This window comes from Bartonella sp. AU18XJBT (assembly GCF_028618595.1).
Classification (GTDB): domain Bacteria; phylum Pseudomonadota; class Alphaproteobacteria; order Rhizobiales; family Rhizobiaceae; genus Bartonella.
Genome location: NZ_JAQITE010000001.1, coordinates 160885 through 179372, shown reverse-complemented (window position 1 = coordinate 179372; position 18488 = coordinate 160885). Strand labels below are relative to the sequence as shown.

The window sequence follows — 18488 nt, the reverse complement described above, 5'->3', positions numbered from 1 at the left end:
TCATCGCTTTCATGTGAGGTTTTAAAATGAAATTTACATTGTCGTGGTTAAAAGATCACTTAGAGACAAGTGCATCTTTGGATGAAATTTGTGAGAAACTAACAGCTATAGGTCTTGAGGTTGATTACGTTGATGATCGGTCTTCTCTCAAAGGTTTTGTAATTGCAAAAGTTTTAACCGCAATAAAGCATCCTGATGCAGATAAACTCCAGATTCTGTCCGTCGATACAGGGACTTCTACACCTGTTCAAGTTGTCTGTGGAGCACCAAATGCGCGTGCAGGTCTTGTTGGTGTTCTGGCACTACCAGGCACTTATATTTCAGGACTCGATGTGACATTATCTGTAGGAAAAATCCGCGGTGTTGAAAGTTTTGGGATGATGTGTTCGCAAGTGGAGCTTGAATTATCAAATGAACATGACGGGATTATCAAACTTCCAGAAGATGCACCTATTGGAGATTCATTTGCAGCTTATGCTGGTTTAGATGATCCGATTATTGATATTGGTTTGACCCCCAATCGCTCTGATTGTACAGGTGTTCGTGGTATTGCCCGTGATCTTGCTGCCGCCGGAATGGGAAAATTAAAAGAATTATCCTTGTCAAAATTTGAACCTTCCTTTGAAACGCCTCTCGATGTTTCATTAGATTTTTCGCAAGATTCATCATTATGTTTAGGTTTTGCTTGGCGTGAAGTGCGCAATGTTCAAAATGGTGCGTCACCACAATGGATGCAACAGCGTTTGAATGCAATTGGTTTGAGACCGATTAATGCGCTTGTTGATATGACCAACTACATAAGTTTTGACCTTGGTCGTCCACTCCATGTTTTTGATGCAGATAAAATTAAAGGTAATTTATGTGTACGTTGTGCTCGTGAAGGAGAACAACTTCAAGCACTGAACGGAAAAATCTATCGTTTGGGCGCTAAGAATTGTGTCATTGCTGATGAAGAAGGTGTTGTTTCGATTGCCGGTATCATGGGTGGTGAAAGAACGAGTTGTGATGAAACAACACATCGCGTTATTATTGAATCAGCACTTTGGGATGCGAAAAGCATTGCACAAACAGGAAGAGCATTAGGTCTTATCAGTGATGCACGTTATCGATTTGAACGAGGTGTTGATCCGGCTTTTATGGAAACAGGGCTTGAGATTGCAACAGAGTTTGTCTTACGTCTTTGTGGTGGTGAAGTATCTAAGAAGAGGATCATTGGCTATCAGCAACAAGAAATAAAACAGATAGCTTTTCCTTTTTCTGAAATTAAACGTTTAACAAATTTGGAAATAGAGCCTGAAAAAGTCATCTCTATTTTAACAAAACTTGGATTTTTTGTTGAAGGAAAAGGAGATGTCGTTACGGTAAAAGAACCATCATGGCGCCATGATATTATGGGTAAAGCTGATTTGGTGGAAGAGGTCATGAGGATTTATGGGCTAGATAAAATTAAACCTATTCCTTTGGAAAACTTCACAGAAGGAAAAGATCAAATTTTAACATGCGCACAAATTCGCTCACGTGCTACACGTTTGGCTTTAGTGCAACGTGGTATGAAAGAAGCGATAACATGGTCTTTTATTTCTGAAAATCAAGCTCTTGCTTTTGGAGGAGGTCAAGAAGAGCTTAAATTGGTTAATCCTATTGCTGCTGATATGTCAATGATGCGTCCTTCCCTTTTACCTGGTTTGATTATGGCGGCACAGAGAAATGCCGATCGTGGTTTTTCCGATCTTGCTTTGTTTGAAGTTTCCAGTATTTATGAAGGCGACACCCCTGATAAACAACACCGTGTTGTTAGTGGGATTCGTCGCGGAACAGAGCAATTTAAAGGGGCTGGGCGTTTTTGGAATGGAAATGCAACCGTCGTTGATGTTTTTGATGCCAAAGCAGATGCTTTAGCTATTTTAGAAGCATGCAATATAGATGTTGGGAAAGTGCAGATTGAAGTTGGAGCACCCAGTTGGTATCATCCTGGTCGTTCAGGTGTCATAAAACTTGGATCAAAGATTATTCTTGGTTTTTTTGGTGTTTTTCATCCTGCTACATTAGAAAAATTAGATGTCAGTGGCCCTTTATGCGGCTTTGAAATTTTTCTAGACCGAATCCCAGAATCAAAGAAAAAAACGACCAAAAGCCGTCCTCCTTTGAAACTCTCACCTTTTCAAATGGTACGGCGTGATTTTGCCTTTATAGCGGATAAAACTGTTTCCTCTTCTCTTATTATTCGTGCAGCAAGTGGAGCCGATAAAAAACTTATTCATTCTGTGCAGATTTTTGATATTTTTGAAGATCCAAGCTTTGGTGAAGATAAAAAATCTGTTGCGATTGAAGTAACTATTCAGCCCATAGAACGGACTCTAACAGATGAAGATTTAGAAAAGCTTGCCTTAAAGATCGTGGATAATGTTACCAAAATGACAGGTGCATATTTGCGCTACTGAGTATTCTCATTTTTATGAGATATTTTACATGAAGTAGGAGCATTTTTGAGTGCTCCTTTTTTGCTTGGCATTCAAGAGCTATAAAGCTTCTTGAAAGCGAACCTCCTTAGCAAAACAAGCTGCCTAAATCATCAACTTTTTCAATATGAAAAAACTGTTTTTAAACATCTTTAAAAATTATTTTTCTCTTAATCCTTCATTGCAAATGTAAAAGATAACTGCTATTGCTAAATGATAATGCAAATTATTTGCAATAAAAAGAAGGCATATAAAGGAAAGAGAGAAGCAATGAACGTAAGAACGTTTTTCACCATAGTTTTTGGAAGTGTTATTTTTTTTACACCCAATTTTGCTTTGTGTGCTGGTAAATTTAAAGCTGTTACGACATTCACTATCATTGCTGATATGGCACGCAATGTAGCAGGTGATGCTGCTGATGTTGAATCCATTACAAAACCAGGTGCGGAAATTCATGAATATCAACCCACCCCACGCGATCTTATGCGTGCTCAGGGAGCTAACCTTGTATTGTGGAATGGATTAGAGTTAGAGCTTTGGTTTGAAAAGTTTTTTCAAAACATCAAGGATGTTCCAAGTGTTGTTGTTTCAAAAGGTGTTGTACCCATTAAAATTGGTGAGGGTCCCTTTAGCGGTAAACCCAATCCTCATGCGTGGATGTCACCGACCTCTGCTTTGATTTACGTTGATAATATTCGCGATGCTTTTGTAAAATATGATCCTCAACATGCTGAAATTTATAAAGAGAATGCTGAAATTTATAAACAGAAAATTCGTGCAACGATTGATCCAATTAGGGCTGAATTAGAAGCCGTACCGCAAGATAAACGTTGGCTTGTGACCAGTGAGGGGGCTTTTAGCTATTTGGCACGTGATTTTGATCTAAAAGAACTTTATTTATGGCCCATTAATGCTGACCAACAAGGAACACCACAGCAGGTCAAGCATGTTATTGATATGGTTCGCAAATACAATATTCATGCAGTTTTTTCTGAAAGCACCATTTCCCCTGCTCCTGCTAAGCAGGTTGCCAGAGAAACAGGAGCCAAATACGGTGGTGTTCTTTATGTTGATTCTTTAAGTGAGAAAAATGGTGAGGTGCCCACTTATATTGATTTATTACGTGTCACGAGTGGGCGTATTAGCAATGCTTTATTAGAGGGAGTAAAAAGCCAATGACGGAATGTGGAATATTTGCCCAAGGAGTAACGGTAACGTATCGTAATGGACATACAGCTTTACGTGAAGTGAATTTTGAAAGTCCAAAGGGTTCTATTACGGCATTGGTTGGTGTTAATGGATCCGGTAAGTCAACGTTATTTAAAGCGATTATGGGGTTTGTACGCCCTTCAAAGGGAAAAATTCGCATGTTTGATTTGCCCGTTGATATAGCTTTGAAAAAAAATCTTATTGCTTATGTTCCTCAAAGTGAGGATGTTGATTGGAATTTTCCTGTCTTGGTTGAAGATGTTGTATTGATGGGGCGGTACGGTCATATGAATTTCTTTCGCTATGCCCGTCCACAAGATTATGAAGCTGTTCGCATTGCCTTAGAACGCGTTGATATGTTGGCTTTTGCCAAGCGCCAGATTGGAGAACTTTCTGGTGGACAAAAAAAGCGTGTTTTCCTAGCGCGCGCTCTTGCACAGAAAGCAAAAGCTATTTTATTAGATGAGCCGTTTACAGGGGTTGACGTTACAACAGAAGATAAAATCATTGCTTTGTTACAAGATCTTCGTAAAGAAGGAGCCGTAATCTTGGTTTCAACGCACAATTTAGGATCTGTTCGCGAATTTTGTGATCATACAGTTTTAATAAAAGGAACTGTTTTAGCTTCTGGGTTAACAGAAAAAATCTTTACAAAGGAAAATCTGGAAAAAACTTTTGGAGGGTCTTTGCACCACCATATTTTTGATCTTCAAAGTACGAAAAAAAATGATGTTTTCATGGGAAGAAAGCAGTCTGCAGTTTGTGAAGATATTGAAATAGTGGAGCACGTTGCATGATTTCTTGGTTGCTTGAGCCACTGAGCTATCAATATATGGTGAATGCAATGTGGGTTTCTGGGTTAGTTGGGTGTGTTTGTGCCTTTCTTTCGGCTTTTTTGATGTTAAAAGGTTGGTCATTGATTGGTGATGCACTTTCCCATTCGATTGTTCCTGGTGTAGCAGGAGCTTACCTTTTAGGGTTACCTTTTTCACTTGGCGCTTTTTTTTCCGGTGGTCTTGCAGCAGCAGCAATGCTCTTTTTTAACCACCGGACAAAGCTTAAAGAAGATACCATTATTGGGCTCATTTTTTCTTCCTTTTTTGCCTTTGGGTTGTTTCTCAAATCATTAAAACCAATGGCTGTTAATATTGATACGATTGTTTTGGGAAATATTTTAGCAGTTAGTTCATCAGATATTCTACAATTGGCTTTTATCGGCTTTGTTTCGTTGCTTATATTGCTTTTGAAATGGAAAGATCTTCTTGTTTCGTTATTTGATGAAACGCATGCACATGCCATTGGATTAAACGTAAAATTTTTAAAGATTCTCTTTTTCACATTGCTTGCCGCTTGTACTGTTGCTGCGATGCAAACCGTTGGAGCGTTCTTAGTCATTTGTCTTGTTGTGACACCTGGAGCAACAGCCTATCTTTTAAGTGATCGTTTCGTGAACATCTTGGTTATTGCAGTTGTAATTGGAACATTCACAAGTGTTTTGGGTGTTTATGTGAGTTATTTTTTAAATGCACAAACAGGTGGGGTTGTTGTGCTTTTTCAAGCATCTTTATTTGTTTTGGCTTTTATTTTTGCTCCTAAACATGGGTATATTGCTGCGCGCTTACGCATAAATGCGGCAAAAAAGGGTGTAATATTATCATGATTGATCAATTACTGCTTCCGTTTCAGTTTTCTTTTATGCTTAAGGGTATGCTTATTGTCATGATTCTTTCTATTCCCATGGCGATGCTTTCCTGTTTTCTTATTTTGAAAGGATGGGCGCTGTTAGGCGATGCCATTTCTCATGCAGTTTTTCCAGGTGTTGTTGTTGGTTATATGACAACACCATGGGTAATCGTATTTTTAACTTCTTTGCCATTTGCTTGGTTTCAGCATATGCGTCCAGAGAACATTACAATGACTTTGATTACTTGCGGTGCTTTTGTTGCAGGAATGGTATGTGCACTATTAACGGGTTTTTTAGGGAGCAATAGCCGTATCAAACAGGACACGGTAATGGGTGTGGTCTTTTCTTCGATGTTTGGCTTGGGGCTTGTTTTAGCCACATCTATTTATAGTAGCTTAGATTTGAATCATATTCTATTTGGTAATCTCTTGGGTGTTAACTGGCTTGATATAACGCAGACGGCGATCATTTCTGCTATTGTCACTTTTATTTTAGCAGCAAAATGGCGCGACTTTATGCTGTATATTTTTGACACAGTTCAAGGACGTGCAATGGGGTTACCAATATCTCTACTCCACTATACCCTTCTAACGATGATTTCTCTTACAATTGTTGCGGCTTTGAAAGCTGTAGGTATTGTGCTTGTTATTTCTTTACTGATAGCACCAGGAGCAATTGCCTATCTTGTTACAAAGCGGTTTTCTTTTATGTTAATGATCGCGATACTTGTTGCAGCTTTTTCTGGTTTTTTAGGGATTTATCTCAGCTTATTTATCGGCTCTGATTCTGCTTCTACAATTGTGTTGATCTTGACGTTGATTTTTATGGCTATTTTCATGATGATTTTCTTTCGTCGAAGCACCGTTCAAGAAACTTGAAAATGTTAAAATTCATGCATATCAGCCATGCATTTTTATATATTGTTTCTCATCTTTATTTTAATTAGAGTTTGGGGTGCTAGGTTATTTTTCCTCCTAAAGTCTAGCAGGTGAATGCAGTATATTTTCTCCCCCCCCAACACTGCATTCTTAATTAAGAGGCTGCATTGATTTATTTTGCAGCCTTTTTATTTTTTTGTTTTTCTAAAATCTCTTCTCTTTTCTTGAAATCATTTACAATAATTATCATATTGCGTAAGCTATTCGGTATTTTCAAGAAACTTATAACAGAAAAGACGCTTACGCATGAAGGGGTAGAGTGTAATTGTGCACTCAGACATGTAAACAAAAAACAGATACAATGTTTTTGTATAGGACTTTGCGTAGAGGAAAATAGTACGAGAAAATGAAAAAAAATTTTAAGATATCGCACCCTTTGCGTATCTGCTATTATATAGCAGGGTGGATAATGGTTATATTAGGTATTATCGGTGTAGTATTACCTATTATGCCAACTGTGCCTTTTTTGTTAGTTGCCTCATGGTGTTTTACGCGTTCTTCTCCACGTTTTCATCAATGGTTGAACAATCATCGTATTTTTGGTCCTCCTATTAAGCGATGGGAAGAAAAAAAAGCAATATCTCCATTCATTAAAGTTTTTGCAATGATTAGTATGACAGGAGGATTTTTATCCTTTTTTGTAATGGTACACCCTCCTTTATGGATTTCCTTACTTGTTGCGGTTATATTATTGCTGATTGCCATTTATATTGGAACACGTCCATCTTCATAATGATAAAAAAGGCTTTATGAGATACTCTTTTTAGCTTCGGCTTATTTGTAAAAACTATGAGAACTTTTAAGTTGTGAGTATAAGCTCTCCATATCCAAAATGCATATGAAATAGCGAGCTTTTTGAAAGCAATTAATTAATAATATGTTTGTGAAATAATTTTTATGAACAAAGAAGACTGTTTACGAACACTCAAAATGTTCTCACTTGGTAAACAATGATAAACCACATTCATGGAAAAGAGCATTATTTTAGGTATGTTTGTATGAATCTCTCTATTGAGAAGTCATTGATATGATAGCTATTTCTTTCTAAAAAGACATTTCGTTTGTTTTTATATCTCTTAATGAGGATATAGTACAAAGCTTACTAAACACCATCATTTTTGTACTTATACAGTTAAGAAGCCGGTCTATTATATCAATCTTTAATGTTACATCTGTTCTTAACTTAAGAATAATTCATAAGAAACAACAGAATTTTTCAAATGGTTTTATGCATACACGCATTCTTATTATAATATGCGAATAAATAAATTCTCTGTCTTCGTATAAAGCTTTTTCGAAATAAAAATATTATTGCATTCTCTGTTTTTTAATGAGGTCATGCCCCTCACGTAAAACAAAACATTTCTCAACGCCTTACGAACTCCATGATAGCAGACCATACATGGATAAAATAAAATCTCCTGTAAAGTGTATAAAATCTATTTGGGCACCATCATCCTTGCCTTGCAAAATGCACACTGATAGTCCCCATGTTATTTGTCATCCTCCAATGTTGTCTTAGCAATTCGTAATGTTACAATTGTATCTTGTCATCTGGTTTTGTATATTTTGACACTAGATTTTGTACCAATTTATTTTTTTCAAAGAGTTTAAAGATGTTCTCAAAGGGTTTGCAAAACCTTTTCTCATTTTTACTATGGAAACGCACTTTTTTCTAATTTTCGGTAATTTTTGCAATTTTAGGTGTCAAAATCTATTTTGATAAAACGTACATTTAATGGTCAAAACTGTACATAAAAACAATAAATTACCACGTATTCATACTTAATCCCACCTCTTGCCACTTAGTACAAAACCTACTATCAAACTACAACAATAACCCTTAAAATTGAAAACCTTCATACATGCAAAATGATAGTATCTTGTTATGCCGTATAATACCGTTATTTATAACAATGATATAAGAAAGACTCCTTGGTTAAACTTCCCTAGCACGTTAAGTATTTTTTAATGCGTAGTGAATATTTTTTTATCTGTCGATTCTTATGTAAGTGAAGCATATACGTGATAGGCCAAGTACAATCTGTTCAAAAAATAGCCAAACTGTTTACGGACCAGCAAAGGCTAAGAATCCTCATCCTTAGGGCAGGACAAAAATCAATCTTACAAACAATATAATGATTCAATATACTCGTTTTAAAAAACCGGAAACTAGGTCTTTATAGGTCTAGCAATTCTCTTTTTATTACCAAAAAAATTGAGATAACGTTGTACTTCTTTTGGATCACCAATCGTTTTTTTAGGATTATCTGAAAGTTTTACGGCTGGTCGACCATTGGCATGAGTGGCTTTACAAACAAGGGAAAGAGCATCAAGAGTTTCGATTTCCTGAGGTGCACAGCCTGTAAAGTCATTGGTAAGATCCGTGCCCCATCCAAAACTCATGCGCACTCTATCATGGAAATGATGATAGGTTTTTTCAATTGTATTGACATCAAGAGCATCAGAAAAAATTAAAAGTTTTTTGCGTGGATCTTTTCCTTTTTCTTTCCACCATTGAATAATACGTTCACCACCTTCAATAGGGGGCGCACTATCGGGTCTGAAACCCGTCCAATCAGCGACCCAATCTGGTGCATTGCGTAAAAATGCTTCTGTACCAAAGGTATCAGGTAAAACAATGAGAAGATTTCCACCATAATAACGGTTCCAATCTTGCAAGACTTGATACGGAGCTCTGCGTAATTCATCATCATTGTTGCTGAGAGCCGCGATAACCATGGGCAATTCGTGTGCATTGGTTCCAAGAGCTTCTAAATCCGTATCCATGGCAAGAAGAACATTAGAAGTTCCAGTAAAAGAATTACCAATGCCTTCTTTTAATGCTTCCACACACCAGCGCTGCCATAAAAAAGAATGGCGGCGCCTTGTCCCAAAGTCAGATATTTTAATATCAGGCAATTTTCTGAGACGTTCAACTTTACTCCACATTTTTGCTTTAGCACGCGCATAAAGTACATCAAGAGCAAAACGATCTAGTTTTTTGAGAGCAGCACGTGAACGTAATTCACTGATGATAGCAAGGGCTGGAATTTCCCACATAGAGCTATGAGCCCACGAACCATAAAAATGAAGAATATACTGGCCATCTTTACGGGTTAGTTCATATTCTGGGAGTTGAAAACTCTCAAGCCACTGAAGAAAATCCGGTTCAAAAATTTGTTTGCGTCCATAAAATGTATTACCAGCAAGCCAGATCATTTCTTTTTTTGTAAAGCGCAAACTAAGAGCATGATCAAGTTGAGCACGTAATTCACTCTCATCAATATCATCGGCAAGACGTATTGTTTTAGAGCGATTTATGAGGGAAAAAGTAACATTAACATTAGGATATAACCCCCAAATCATCTGCACCATAAGAAGCTTATAAAAATCCGTATCAAGAAGTGAGCGAATAATGGGATCAAGTTTCCAAGTGTGATTGTAAACACGTCTAGCAATATCCGGATGATTCATAACCTTTTTCTTTCAGTTTCATAAAATCTAAAATATTATGCACCAACACGGCTAATATAGGCGGTGCAATATAGCAACTCTACAGTTTTGGGCAAGAATAAAAAGTCTTCTCTCTTTTTTCATCTTTCATCTCTAAGATTTGATAATACGTATAATTTCATGCTGACCTGTTTTTTGTAACTTTATCCCTGTATGAAATTCGGTATATTCTTTGCCATTAACATGGAGCATATTTTTAGGTCCCCATTTTACTTTAATGCTATAAACGGCATCATAAAACTTCATTGTTGCTTCATATTTTGGCCAAATAGAGGGTAAATGTGGTTGCAAAAACAATAGGTCTCCCTGACGCTGTATTCCAAGAATAGCTTGTGTTGCGGCGCGGTAAAACCAACCGGCTGAACCTGTATACCAAGTCCAACCGCCTTGACCACACCGTGGTTCAACAGAATAAATATCTGCGGCCATCACATAAGGTTCAACACGATAAATTTCAGGATCTTGTCCATGAGTAATTGGGTTTATCATAGAAAATAAAGCATAAGCTTTATCGTTTTGTTCCATTTCAGCCAACGCAAAAATACTCCAAATGGCACCATGCGTGTATTGACCACCATTTTCTCGGATTCCTGGAGGATAACTTTTTATATAACCAGGCTCGAGTGTACTTTTATCAAACGGTGGCCAAAAAAGGCGAATGAGTCCGCCTTTTTTATCATAGAGATATTCCAACATTGATTTCATCGCTTGTTTTTGACGTTCAGGCGATGCCATTTGAGAAATGACAGCCCAAGATTGAGCAATGGTATCGATTTGACATTCATCATTGATTTTAGAGCCAAGAGGTGTTCCATCATCAAAATAACCACGTCGATACCAAGCACCATCCCAACCGTTTTCTTCTAGGGATTTTGTTAAATGTTCAAGGTACGTACTCCATATTTGCATATGGCTATTGTCACCACGTTTTTTTGCTAAAGAGATAAAAGCTTGTAATGTGTACCCAAGAAACCATCCTAACCAAATGCTTTCACCTTTTCCTTCCACACCTACCAAATTCATGCCATCATTCCAATCCCCACCTAAAATAAGAGGGAGACCATGTGGTCCGCAGCGTTTAATGGCAAGGTCTAAAGCTAAAGCACAATGTTCATAAACTGTTGCAACCTTTGAGGATTGGATAGGTTGAAAATAAGCATCCTGTTGCTCACTTTTGAGAACATCACCTTCAATAAAAGGAATGAGCGTATCAAGAAAGACATCATCGCCAGTGGTATTAACATAAAGAGCTGTTGCATATGCAAACCAAACGATATCATCAGAAATACGCGTACGAACACCAGCATTTGTGTCAGGCAACCACCAATGTTGCACATCACCTTCAAGAAATTGGTGCGCTGCTGCATTTAACAATTGTTCACGTGCTAATTGTGGTTCCAGCAATAACAAAGACAAGCTATCTTGTAACTGATCACGAAAACCAAATGCACCACTCGCTTGATAAAAGCCTGCGCGTGCCATGATGCGGCATGCGTAGATTTGATAAGGAAGCCAATGGTTGACCATAAGATTAAAAGAAGCGTCAGGTGTTTTGACTTGGAAAGGAGAAACAAAATCACTCCATTGCTGTTTTTGTTTTGTGAGCAGAATTTCAAAATCACTTGCACGCACTTGATTGAGTAATTTTTCAGCTTCTTGTCTGTTTTCAGCACTGCCAAGATAGAAGATGATTTCTTTTGTTTGCCCTGGTTGAAGATCAATATCATAGGCGAATGCTGAACAAGGATCACATCCTGCTTCAATGGTATTCGAAAGAACATCGGCTTTACGGATCGCAGTTGGATGCGTTACGGTTCCCATTGCACCAATAAATTCAGCGCGATTGGTCGTGGTGCTGGTTGGCATTTCGGATGCTGATAAAAATGTAACTTGTTGAGATTTCTCGATGTTATAGGGATTTTGAATAAAATGTGCACCCCATCTGGCCTCATAAGAGGAAACAATAAAAGGGGCATATTTTGTACGGACATTTCCTAAAACCCATTCAACATAATTATAAAGGCGTAAACTACGTGGCTTTTCCCCTTCATTCGTGAGGGTAAGACGTGAAAAGCGAATAGGTTTTTCGGGATCGACTGTATGAGTCAGTTCTAACGCAATTTCTGAATGTGTCGATTTAAAAGTTGAAAATCCAAAACCATGACAAGCTTCATAGACAATATTTTCATCACATTCTACAGCAGAAACCGGTGAAAAACGTTTTAAAGACTGGCGATCAACCAGATAAAGAGCTTCTCCTGGCCGGTTAGACGTTGGATCATTCGCCCAAGGAGTTAGTTGATAATCGCGGCTATTGTTAACCCAAGTAAAAATTGCACCTTCAGCAGAGACATGAAAACCAAATCTGTGATTAGCAATGACATTAATCCACGGATGCGGTGTGGTGGTACGTCCATGTAGACGTATTACATAATGATTGTGCTGATTAAAACCGCCATAACCATTCCAATATCTTAGATCTTCTCCATTTGGGAGAAAAGAAGAGGGTTTTTGTTGGCCAATAAGACCAATGGAAGAAAAAAGATTTTGTTCAGTTTGTGTTGTAATTTGCTTTCCTTCGTTATATCTTGGCAAGTCTAATTGATCATAAGATTCTTGATAATTTTTACGAATTGTGAGATTAACATTATTCTCATCAAGTCGTTTAAGTTGTTCAGATAAAGAGCCATTTTGGGCATCAAAAACGATGCGCGCTGATGCAAGAAGCGTTTTAAAACTCTGTTCACTCATTTGATCGCGTCGAAGCATGAAAATATGTTGGCGTTCATCTGCTTTTTGCGTGTGGTGATAATAAGATTCACAGACCCACTCAAGAGCGCGTTGTGTATTTTGTATATAGGAAAATGTTTGTTCGTTAAGAATGACCAAATCAACGATGAGTCCGCGCATACGCCAATATTCGTGTGCTTTAAGGAGCTCGCGCAGTACGGTTATATTTCCCTCGTTATTTAACCTAAGAAGACAGAGTGGATTATCTCCTGAGATAGACATGGGCCAAAGATCAGACTGTTTTCCTAGCGTTTTTGCTAATATTTCAGAAGGAAGACGCCACGTTCGTTCTGGATAAATAAGCGGTGTTGCATATTTTTGATAGACAATAGCTTCTTTAAGCTCAGTTCCGCTCTGATACAGTGCGACTTGTGAGCGCGTCCATGCCATTGAAAGTTCTTTTTGAAACATATCAGGTTGTCGATAATGTTTAATATGATTATTTAGCGCTTCTTTTGTATGAGCAGCAAAAGTCCAAAAAATAAGTTCTGCTTTTTCATGGGCTGGAATTTTTATACGGCATCGCAATGACATAACAGGATCAAGAACGCAACCTTGACTGTTACTGAAACGAGCATTTTGGTCAAATGCAACAGGCCGATGAATGGATCGCCCCCGCCCAATAAACAGAGAGCGATCCGTTTCAGCTTCTGTCTCTCGGAGAGTATCTGTTGTACTGGAGACAAAATGGGCAACATATATTTCAGGATCACTAGGTGAGCGTTTACGCCTTTTGGCAAAAATTGTTTTACCTTCTTCAGCAATTTCTGTCTCTATAAACATACGGGAAAAAACAGGATGAGCTTGGTCTGTGCCCATTGTGGCAAGCGCTAATTCACCATAAGAAGTCACTTCAATGAGGCGCTCTTTATTTGTCGTATTCATCAGTTGAATACGTCTACCTTCGCCACATCCTTCAGATGTAATAAGACATTCAAGTGTTGATTTTATACCATCAACCATTTTTGTATATTCAGCCTTTTCATCTGTAAAAATGCTGACAGCTTCTTCTTCAATAACACGTGTTGGCTCACCAGTAACAGACCACCACCGTCCACTATGCGTATCGCGTAAGAAGAATAAAGTACCTTGTTGATCTTCTGTTGCATCAGGAATAAAGCGCGTAATCGCATAATCGTGCCAACGGCTGTAACCAGAACCATTCGCTGTTAACATGGTAGAATAAAATCCATTAGACAAGAGTAAGGTTGCTCGTGGTTTGAGCAACGGATTTGTAATAATGCGCAAAGGGGCAGCGTCAAATGCTTGAGACTTATTGCGCATACGATTAACAGCTTTGGTATGAATAATAGGAATAAGATGAGGCGCTCTTTCCTGTAACAGCAGTTGCGTTGCTTCAACAACGGGGTCACGGTGAAAACGATCACGCATTCGTCCTTGAAAAATAACATTGTTAAGAGCAAGGATCGACATGCCATGATGGTGCGCATAATAATTGCGTACAACAGCGTATTTTTCCCCTGTTTTCACGCGTGAAGGAGTAAAATCGACAGAGTCATAATAACCATATGTTCCTAAAACTCCAAGATCACGGAGTCGTTTTAAATTAGCGACAGCGCAAGCAGGAGCATATTGTGCCGCTAGAAGGCTGGCATAGGGAGCAATGACAGCATTGCGTGAAAGACCACGTTGGAGTCCGAGGTTTGGAACACCAAAATGAGCGTATTGGTAATTCATTAAATGATCGCGAGCGTTAAATGCGGCTTCTGAAATGCCCCATGGCAATTCCCGTTTATGGGCATATTGTATTTGACAACGAATAATCAATCGATTTGTTTGATCTAGGAGAGATCCTAAAGGTTCATGCATTACGAGAGATGGCATCAGATATTCGAACATCGATCCAGACCATGATAGGAGCGCACCTTTCCAACCTATGGGGACGAGGAGTCGACCAAGACGAAACCAATGTTTAAGTTTTATGTCTCCTTTTGCGATAGCAAAAAAGCTTGCAAGACGTGCTTCTGAAGCAAGTAGATCATAACAATTTTCATCGAGTTTATTTTCTTGAACACGATATCCAATAGATAAGAGATGCCGTTTAGGCTGTTCTAAAAAATCAAATTTCATATCAAAGGCTATTTGCCGTGCCACTATAGCCAGCCTGTTTAGTTTTTTATGTAATTTTTCAGTATCACAATGAGCAATCTCATCATGATGATAAGCGTTACAGGTATCGATAAGGCATTTAGCCCAAGAAAGCGCACGCGCAGATTCTAACGTTTGAATTTTATGGTCAAGTTCACCGACTAAGCGCACAATATCGTGGGCTGCAAGTGAAAGATCTATGATGTGAGAAGGGAGCGTATTTTCTTGTTCTGCAAAAGTGAAGACAGAGTCATGAAAACGAGTGATGTTTTCTTCGATTTTTTGGCGTAACGAGCGTAACCTAGGTTGATGATTTGGAATTTCTCTGACAGTTTCTTCAAGAATAGTAAGAACATCTGATAAGCCTTCTCGATCAATTTGAAAAAAAAGATGTGGTTTTTCAGCCCATTCACTTAAGGCAGAAGAGAGTGTTATCAAATGACCAGCAAAATTTCCTGAATCAACGGTTGATACATAAGTAGGTAAAAGAGGCCTGAGCGTATCCGTTTCATACCAATTATAGAGATGACCACGGAACTTTTCCATTTTTGTAAGAGAGCGTAATGTACATTCAATGCGGGTAATAGTCTCTTCAAAACCAATCCAGCCAAAATCACGTGCTGCAATAATAGAAAGGAGATAAACGCCAATATTCGTAGGAGATGTACGTTGAGCAACAAGAGGTTCAGGATCTTCTTGAAAATTATCGGGAGGCAAATAGTTGTTTTGTGCATTGACAAAGGTTGCATAATAAAGCCATGTCCGCCGTGCAATAGAGCGAAGTTTTTTTTCATCTTTTGAAGAAAGATGAAGGCTATCTTGAAAGGTTGAAGGTTGACTCACAATCCAAGCAATGAAGGGTGAAAAAAACCATGCTATCCCAAAAGGCAAAGCAATCAAGCTTGCAAAACTATCAGAAAAAAGAGGGAGTGCTATAGTAAGGACACCAATAAGCGATGCTGGTGCCATTGTAAAAACATAGAAAAGCAAACTGTTGGGCATTGATTTTGTTGCGGCAGAAGTTTTCCATTCAAGAAGATGCTGTTTTGAAATCATCATACGATAGAGTGTACGAATAATCGCATCGGTCATAAAATACGCCGAATGAGCAAGAAACGTCGTTTTAAGAAATATATCAGCGCTTGTAAGAGCAGTTTTGTTCCAAATTAATTGAAAATGTCCCCGCAAAGAATGATCTATATTGGATGAGACAAGCGTTTTTAATACACATAGAATGGGTGAAATGAAGGAGCTAACCAACAAGAATATTTGCCAAACGATTGCACTCTTTAAAGACAAAAAAGCCCATCCTGCAAGTGATGCGATTAACCACATAAGTGGAGTGAGAGAACGACGTAAATTATCCAGCATTTTCCAACACGTCACGGAACTTATTTGACGGTGGGAAAAAAGATAAGGCAAAAGCTGCCAATCACCGCGGACCCAACGATGATAACGCATAACATCAATATTATAAGCAGTTGGATAATCTTCGATGACTTCTATGCTACTCACCAGAGCAGTACGAGCATAACCTCCTTCTAAGAGATCATGACTAAGAATAGTATTTTCTTTAATTTTGCCATCAAGCGCTTGTTCAAATGCATCAATATTATAAAGACCCTTACCGATAAAGGTGCCTTCTCCTAAAAGATCTTGATAAGTATCAGAAACAGCAAAAACATAAGGATCAATGCCACGGTTGATAGAAAAAACCCGTTGGAGAATTGATGTTTTTTTCCCTGTTGTAAGTGAAGGAATAATGCGTGGTTGTAAAATGCTATAGCCCTTTACAACCTTTCCACTTTGTGGATCAAAAACGGGATGATTGAGTGGATGGTTAAGCTTTCCAACAAGTTTCACGACGCTCTCTGGAGTAAGACGTGTATCACAATCCAGCGTCATAACAAAACGGCAATCCATAGGAAGATGTGGATTGGGGGGATAAAAGCTTGTGTTTTTATCGCCTCTTAAGAGCCGATTGAGTTCATGAAGTTTTCCTCGCTTTCGTTCCCATCCCATCCAACATTTTTCGCTTGCATTATAAAGGCGTCGGCGATGTAAAAGGAAAAAAAGAGGAAGTTCATCCCGATGATAACGACTATTGAGTTTATCAATACTCTTTTGCGCATAGTGCAATAAATCAAGATCATCTTGCGTTTCTCTCAATAGAGCATCCACCCAATCTGTAATGAGTGCAAAATGAATGGCACCTTTAGGATTGGAAAGATAGTGCACTTCAAGATTGCGCACTTGCTCATCAATATCATCGCGTGATGTCATCAAAGTAGGTACAACAACCATTGTCCGTGCATGTTTTGGAATACCTTCTTTATATTCATAGCCAATGAGTTGTCTTGATGGGACAAACCACGAAACAACAGTGTTAAATAAAGCAAAAGCAGCATCGATAGCAGGAAAAAGCGCCAATACAGTAAAGCAAAAAGACATCCATTGTGTCATGCCAGATATTTGTAAAAGGGCGTAAATTACAAACAAAAGAGCGAGCGTCAGAAAAGAGACAGGAATGGCGATGACTCTCAATTTTGAGCAACAGGAAGCGCGTATCCATTTTATGAGAAAGGGCGGGATATATCCACAAGCCTTTTCAAATATGCCACGACCATCATCAACAAGATACCACCCCACACAAGAATGATGAGGCATATCTTTAGAAGTGGAATTTGCTATTTCTACAACTTTATGTGCAATTTCCAGCTCACTAAGAGGCGAAAAGCGTGAAACTTTTTCAATGACTTGTCGATAAATATTGCGTGAGTGAGAATCAATTTCAGAAAAATCACTATTTTTACGCAAAATAGAATCGACACAACTCACTGTTTCAAACCACGCTGTCCAATCAACATCATCTATAGCTTTAAGAGCACGGATAATATTTCCCATGGTCACACCATCTGCTGCTTGTCTGGTATGTTCATCGGCTGTTACAATCTCTAAGCTACTGCCTTGGCTTTTCAATTGCTTTTCAAGCCAAGTTAATGCTATGGTTGAATCGACAGATGCACTGCGCAGGCGATAGAATAAATGTGCCGAAAAAGTTGGATCAACAGTAAATGGTTTATACTGCGTAAAAAGAGAGTGTAGATTTGTTTTATTTTCTACAAGAGAAATTTTATCAGCCACTTGACTAGCAAGATGGCGCATATGTCGCGCTTTTTCGATACGGACGGAAAGACGACGGATATTTTCAATGAGCAGCATTTGCATAACAGAAGGAAGAGCCCACAATTCACCAATTGTGAGCGCACAAACTTCTTGAAATCCGTTGGTTATAGCAGTGAGTGTTTCTTGTGAAAAACTGCTATCGGTATGCGCAATATAAAGCCAAGTTAAAGCAAAAATTCGTGGTATTCCCGCTTTGTGTGTAGAAAGAGGAAGTTGCTTTATGAAGGACTTGGGCAGATTACGACGTAGTTTTTGTATGGTTTTATCAATGGTGTAATGATTATCAATGAGCCATTGAGCAGACGGTGCGATGGTTTCATCATTTCGAGCAGCAAAATCACTGGTATGAAAGGCATGAAGAATAAGTTTAGCATTTTCATTCAATCTCTTGCGAAAATCTTCTACTCCGTCATATTCAGGGAGTAAAATTTCTTTACCAGAAGCTATATCATGCCCTAAGTTATAAAGATCTTCCTGTACCTTATAAATTGCACGAAGAGGAAAATCCGTATTAATAAAATAGTCTTTTTTCTCTTTTTGAGAAAAAAAGCACTTTATGAAAGGTATTATGCACGTCATAATGTCCTATTGTTATCC

At 38.3% G+C, this 18488-nt stretch carries 8 protein-coding genes; 6 read left to right on the top strand and 2 right to left on the bottom strand.

Translation table 11 applies throughout. The features are described 5' to 3' along the window. The first annotated feature begins 26 nt into the window (after positions 1 to 26). The 6 genes from pheT (at position 27) to PVV60_RS00630 (ending at position 7023) form a co-directional block, all read left to right on the top strand. Complete coding sequence (pheT, locus tag PVV60_RS00655) at positions 27 to 2441, top strand: phenylalanine--tRNA ligase subunit beta (RefSeq protein ID WP_273722442.1); 2415 nt, start codon at positions 27 to 29, stop codon at positions 2439 to 2441. A gap of 288 nt (positions 2442 to 2729) precedes the next feature. After that, positions 2730 to 3638 (top strand): metal ABC transporter substrate-binding protein, encoded by a 909-nt coding sequence (locus tag PVV60_RS00650; RefSeq protein WP_273722441.1) that lies wholly within the window; start codon positions 2730 to 2732, stop codon positions 3636 to 3638. Then, a complete protein-coding gene (locus PVV60_RS00645) occupies positions 3635 to 4465 on the top strand; it encodes a manganese/iron ABC transporter ATP-binding protein (RefSeq protein ID WP_273722440.1) in 831 nt (276 codons plus the stop codon). Before PVV60_RS00650 ends, PVV60_RS00645 begins: the two co-directional genes overlap by 4 nt. After that, positions 4462 to 5328, top strand: coding sequence for a metal ABC transporter permease (locus PVV60_RS00640; RefSeq protein ID WP_273722439.1), 867 nt, complete (start codon positions 4462 to 4464; stop codon positions 5326 to 5328). The genes PVV60_RS00645 and PVV60_RS00640 overlap by 4 nt, the downstream gene beginning before the upstream one ends. Beyond that, positions 5325 to 6230 (top strand): metal ABC transporter permease, encoded by a 906-nt coding sequence (locus PVV60_RS00635; RefSeq protein WP_273722438.1) that lies wholly within the window; start codon positions 5325 to 5327, stop codon positions 6228 to 6230. Before PVV60_RS00640 ends, PVV60_RS00635 begins: the two co-directional genes overlap by 4 nt. 406 nt (positions 6231 to 6636) lie before the next feature. Further along, positions 6637 to 7023 (top strand): YbaN family protein, encoded by a 387-nt coding sequence (locus PVV60_RS00630; protein ID WP_273722437.1) that lies wholly within the window; start codon positions 6637 to 6639, stop codon positions 7021 to 7023. 1439 nt (positions 7024 to 8462) lie between these two features. On the opposite strand, the gene pncB is transcribed toward PVV60_RS00630, so the two are convergent. Then, entirely contained in the window at positions 8463 to 9767 is a 1305-nt protein-coding gene (pncB, locus tag PVV60_RS00625; protein ID WP_273722436.1) for a nicotinate phosphoribosyltransferase, read from the bottom strand. A gap of 132 nt (positions 9768 to 9899) precedes the next feature. Continuing rightward, a complete protein-coding gene (locus tag PVV60_RS00620; RefSeq protein WP_273722435.1) occupies positions 9900 to 18470 on the bottom strand; it encodes a GH36-type glycosyl hydrolase domain-containing protein in 8571 nt (2856 codons plus the stop codon). Between the last annotated feature and the right edge of the window lie 18 nt (positions 18471 to 18488).

Coding starts and splice junctions, on each gene's coding strand:
- pheT (WP_273722442.1), top strand. CDS start 27: ATGAAATTTACATTGTCGTGGTTAAAAGATCACTTAGAGACAAGTGCA.
- PVV60_RS00650 (WP_273722441.1), top strand. CDS start 2,730: ATGAACGTAAGAACGTTTTTCACCATAGTTTTTGGAAGTGTTATTTTT.
- PVV60_RS00645 (WP_273722440.1), top strand. CDS start 3,635: ATGACGGAATGTGGAATATTTGCCCAAGGAGTAACGGTAACGTATCGT.
- PVV60_RS00640 (WP_273722439.1), top strand. CDS start 4,462: ATGATTTCTTGGTTGCTTGAGCCACTGAGCTATCAATATATGGTGAAT.
- PVV60_RS00635 (WP_273722438.1), top strand. CDS start 5,325: ATGATTGATCAATTACTGCTTCCGTTTCAGTTTTCTTTTATGCTTAAG.
- PVV60_RS00630 (WP_273722437.1), top strand. CDS start 6,637: ATGAAAAAAAATTTTAAGATATCGCACCCTTTGCGTATCTGCTATTAT.
- pncB (WP_273722436.1), bottom strand. CDS start 9,767: ATGAATCATCCGGATATTGCTAGACGTGTTTACAATCACACTTGGAAA.
- PVV60_RS00620 (WP_273722435.1), bottom strand. CDS start 18,470: ATGACGTGCATAATACCTTTCATAAAGTGCTTTTTTTCTCAAAAAGAG.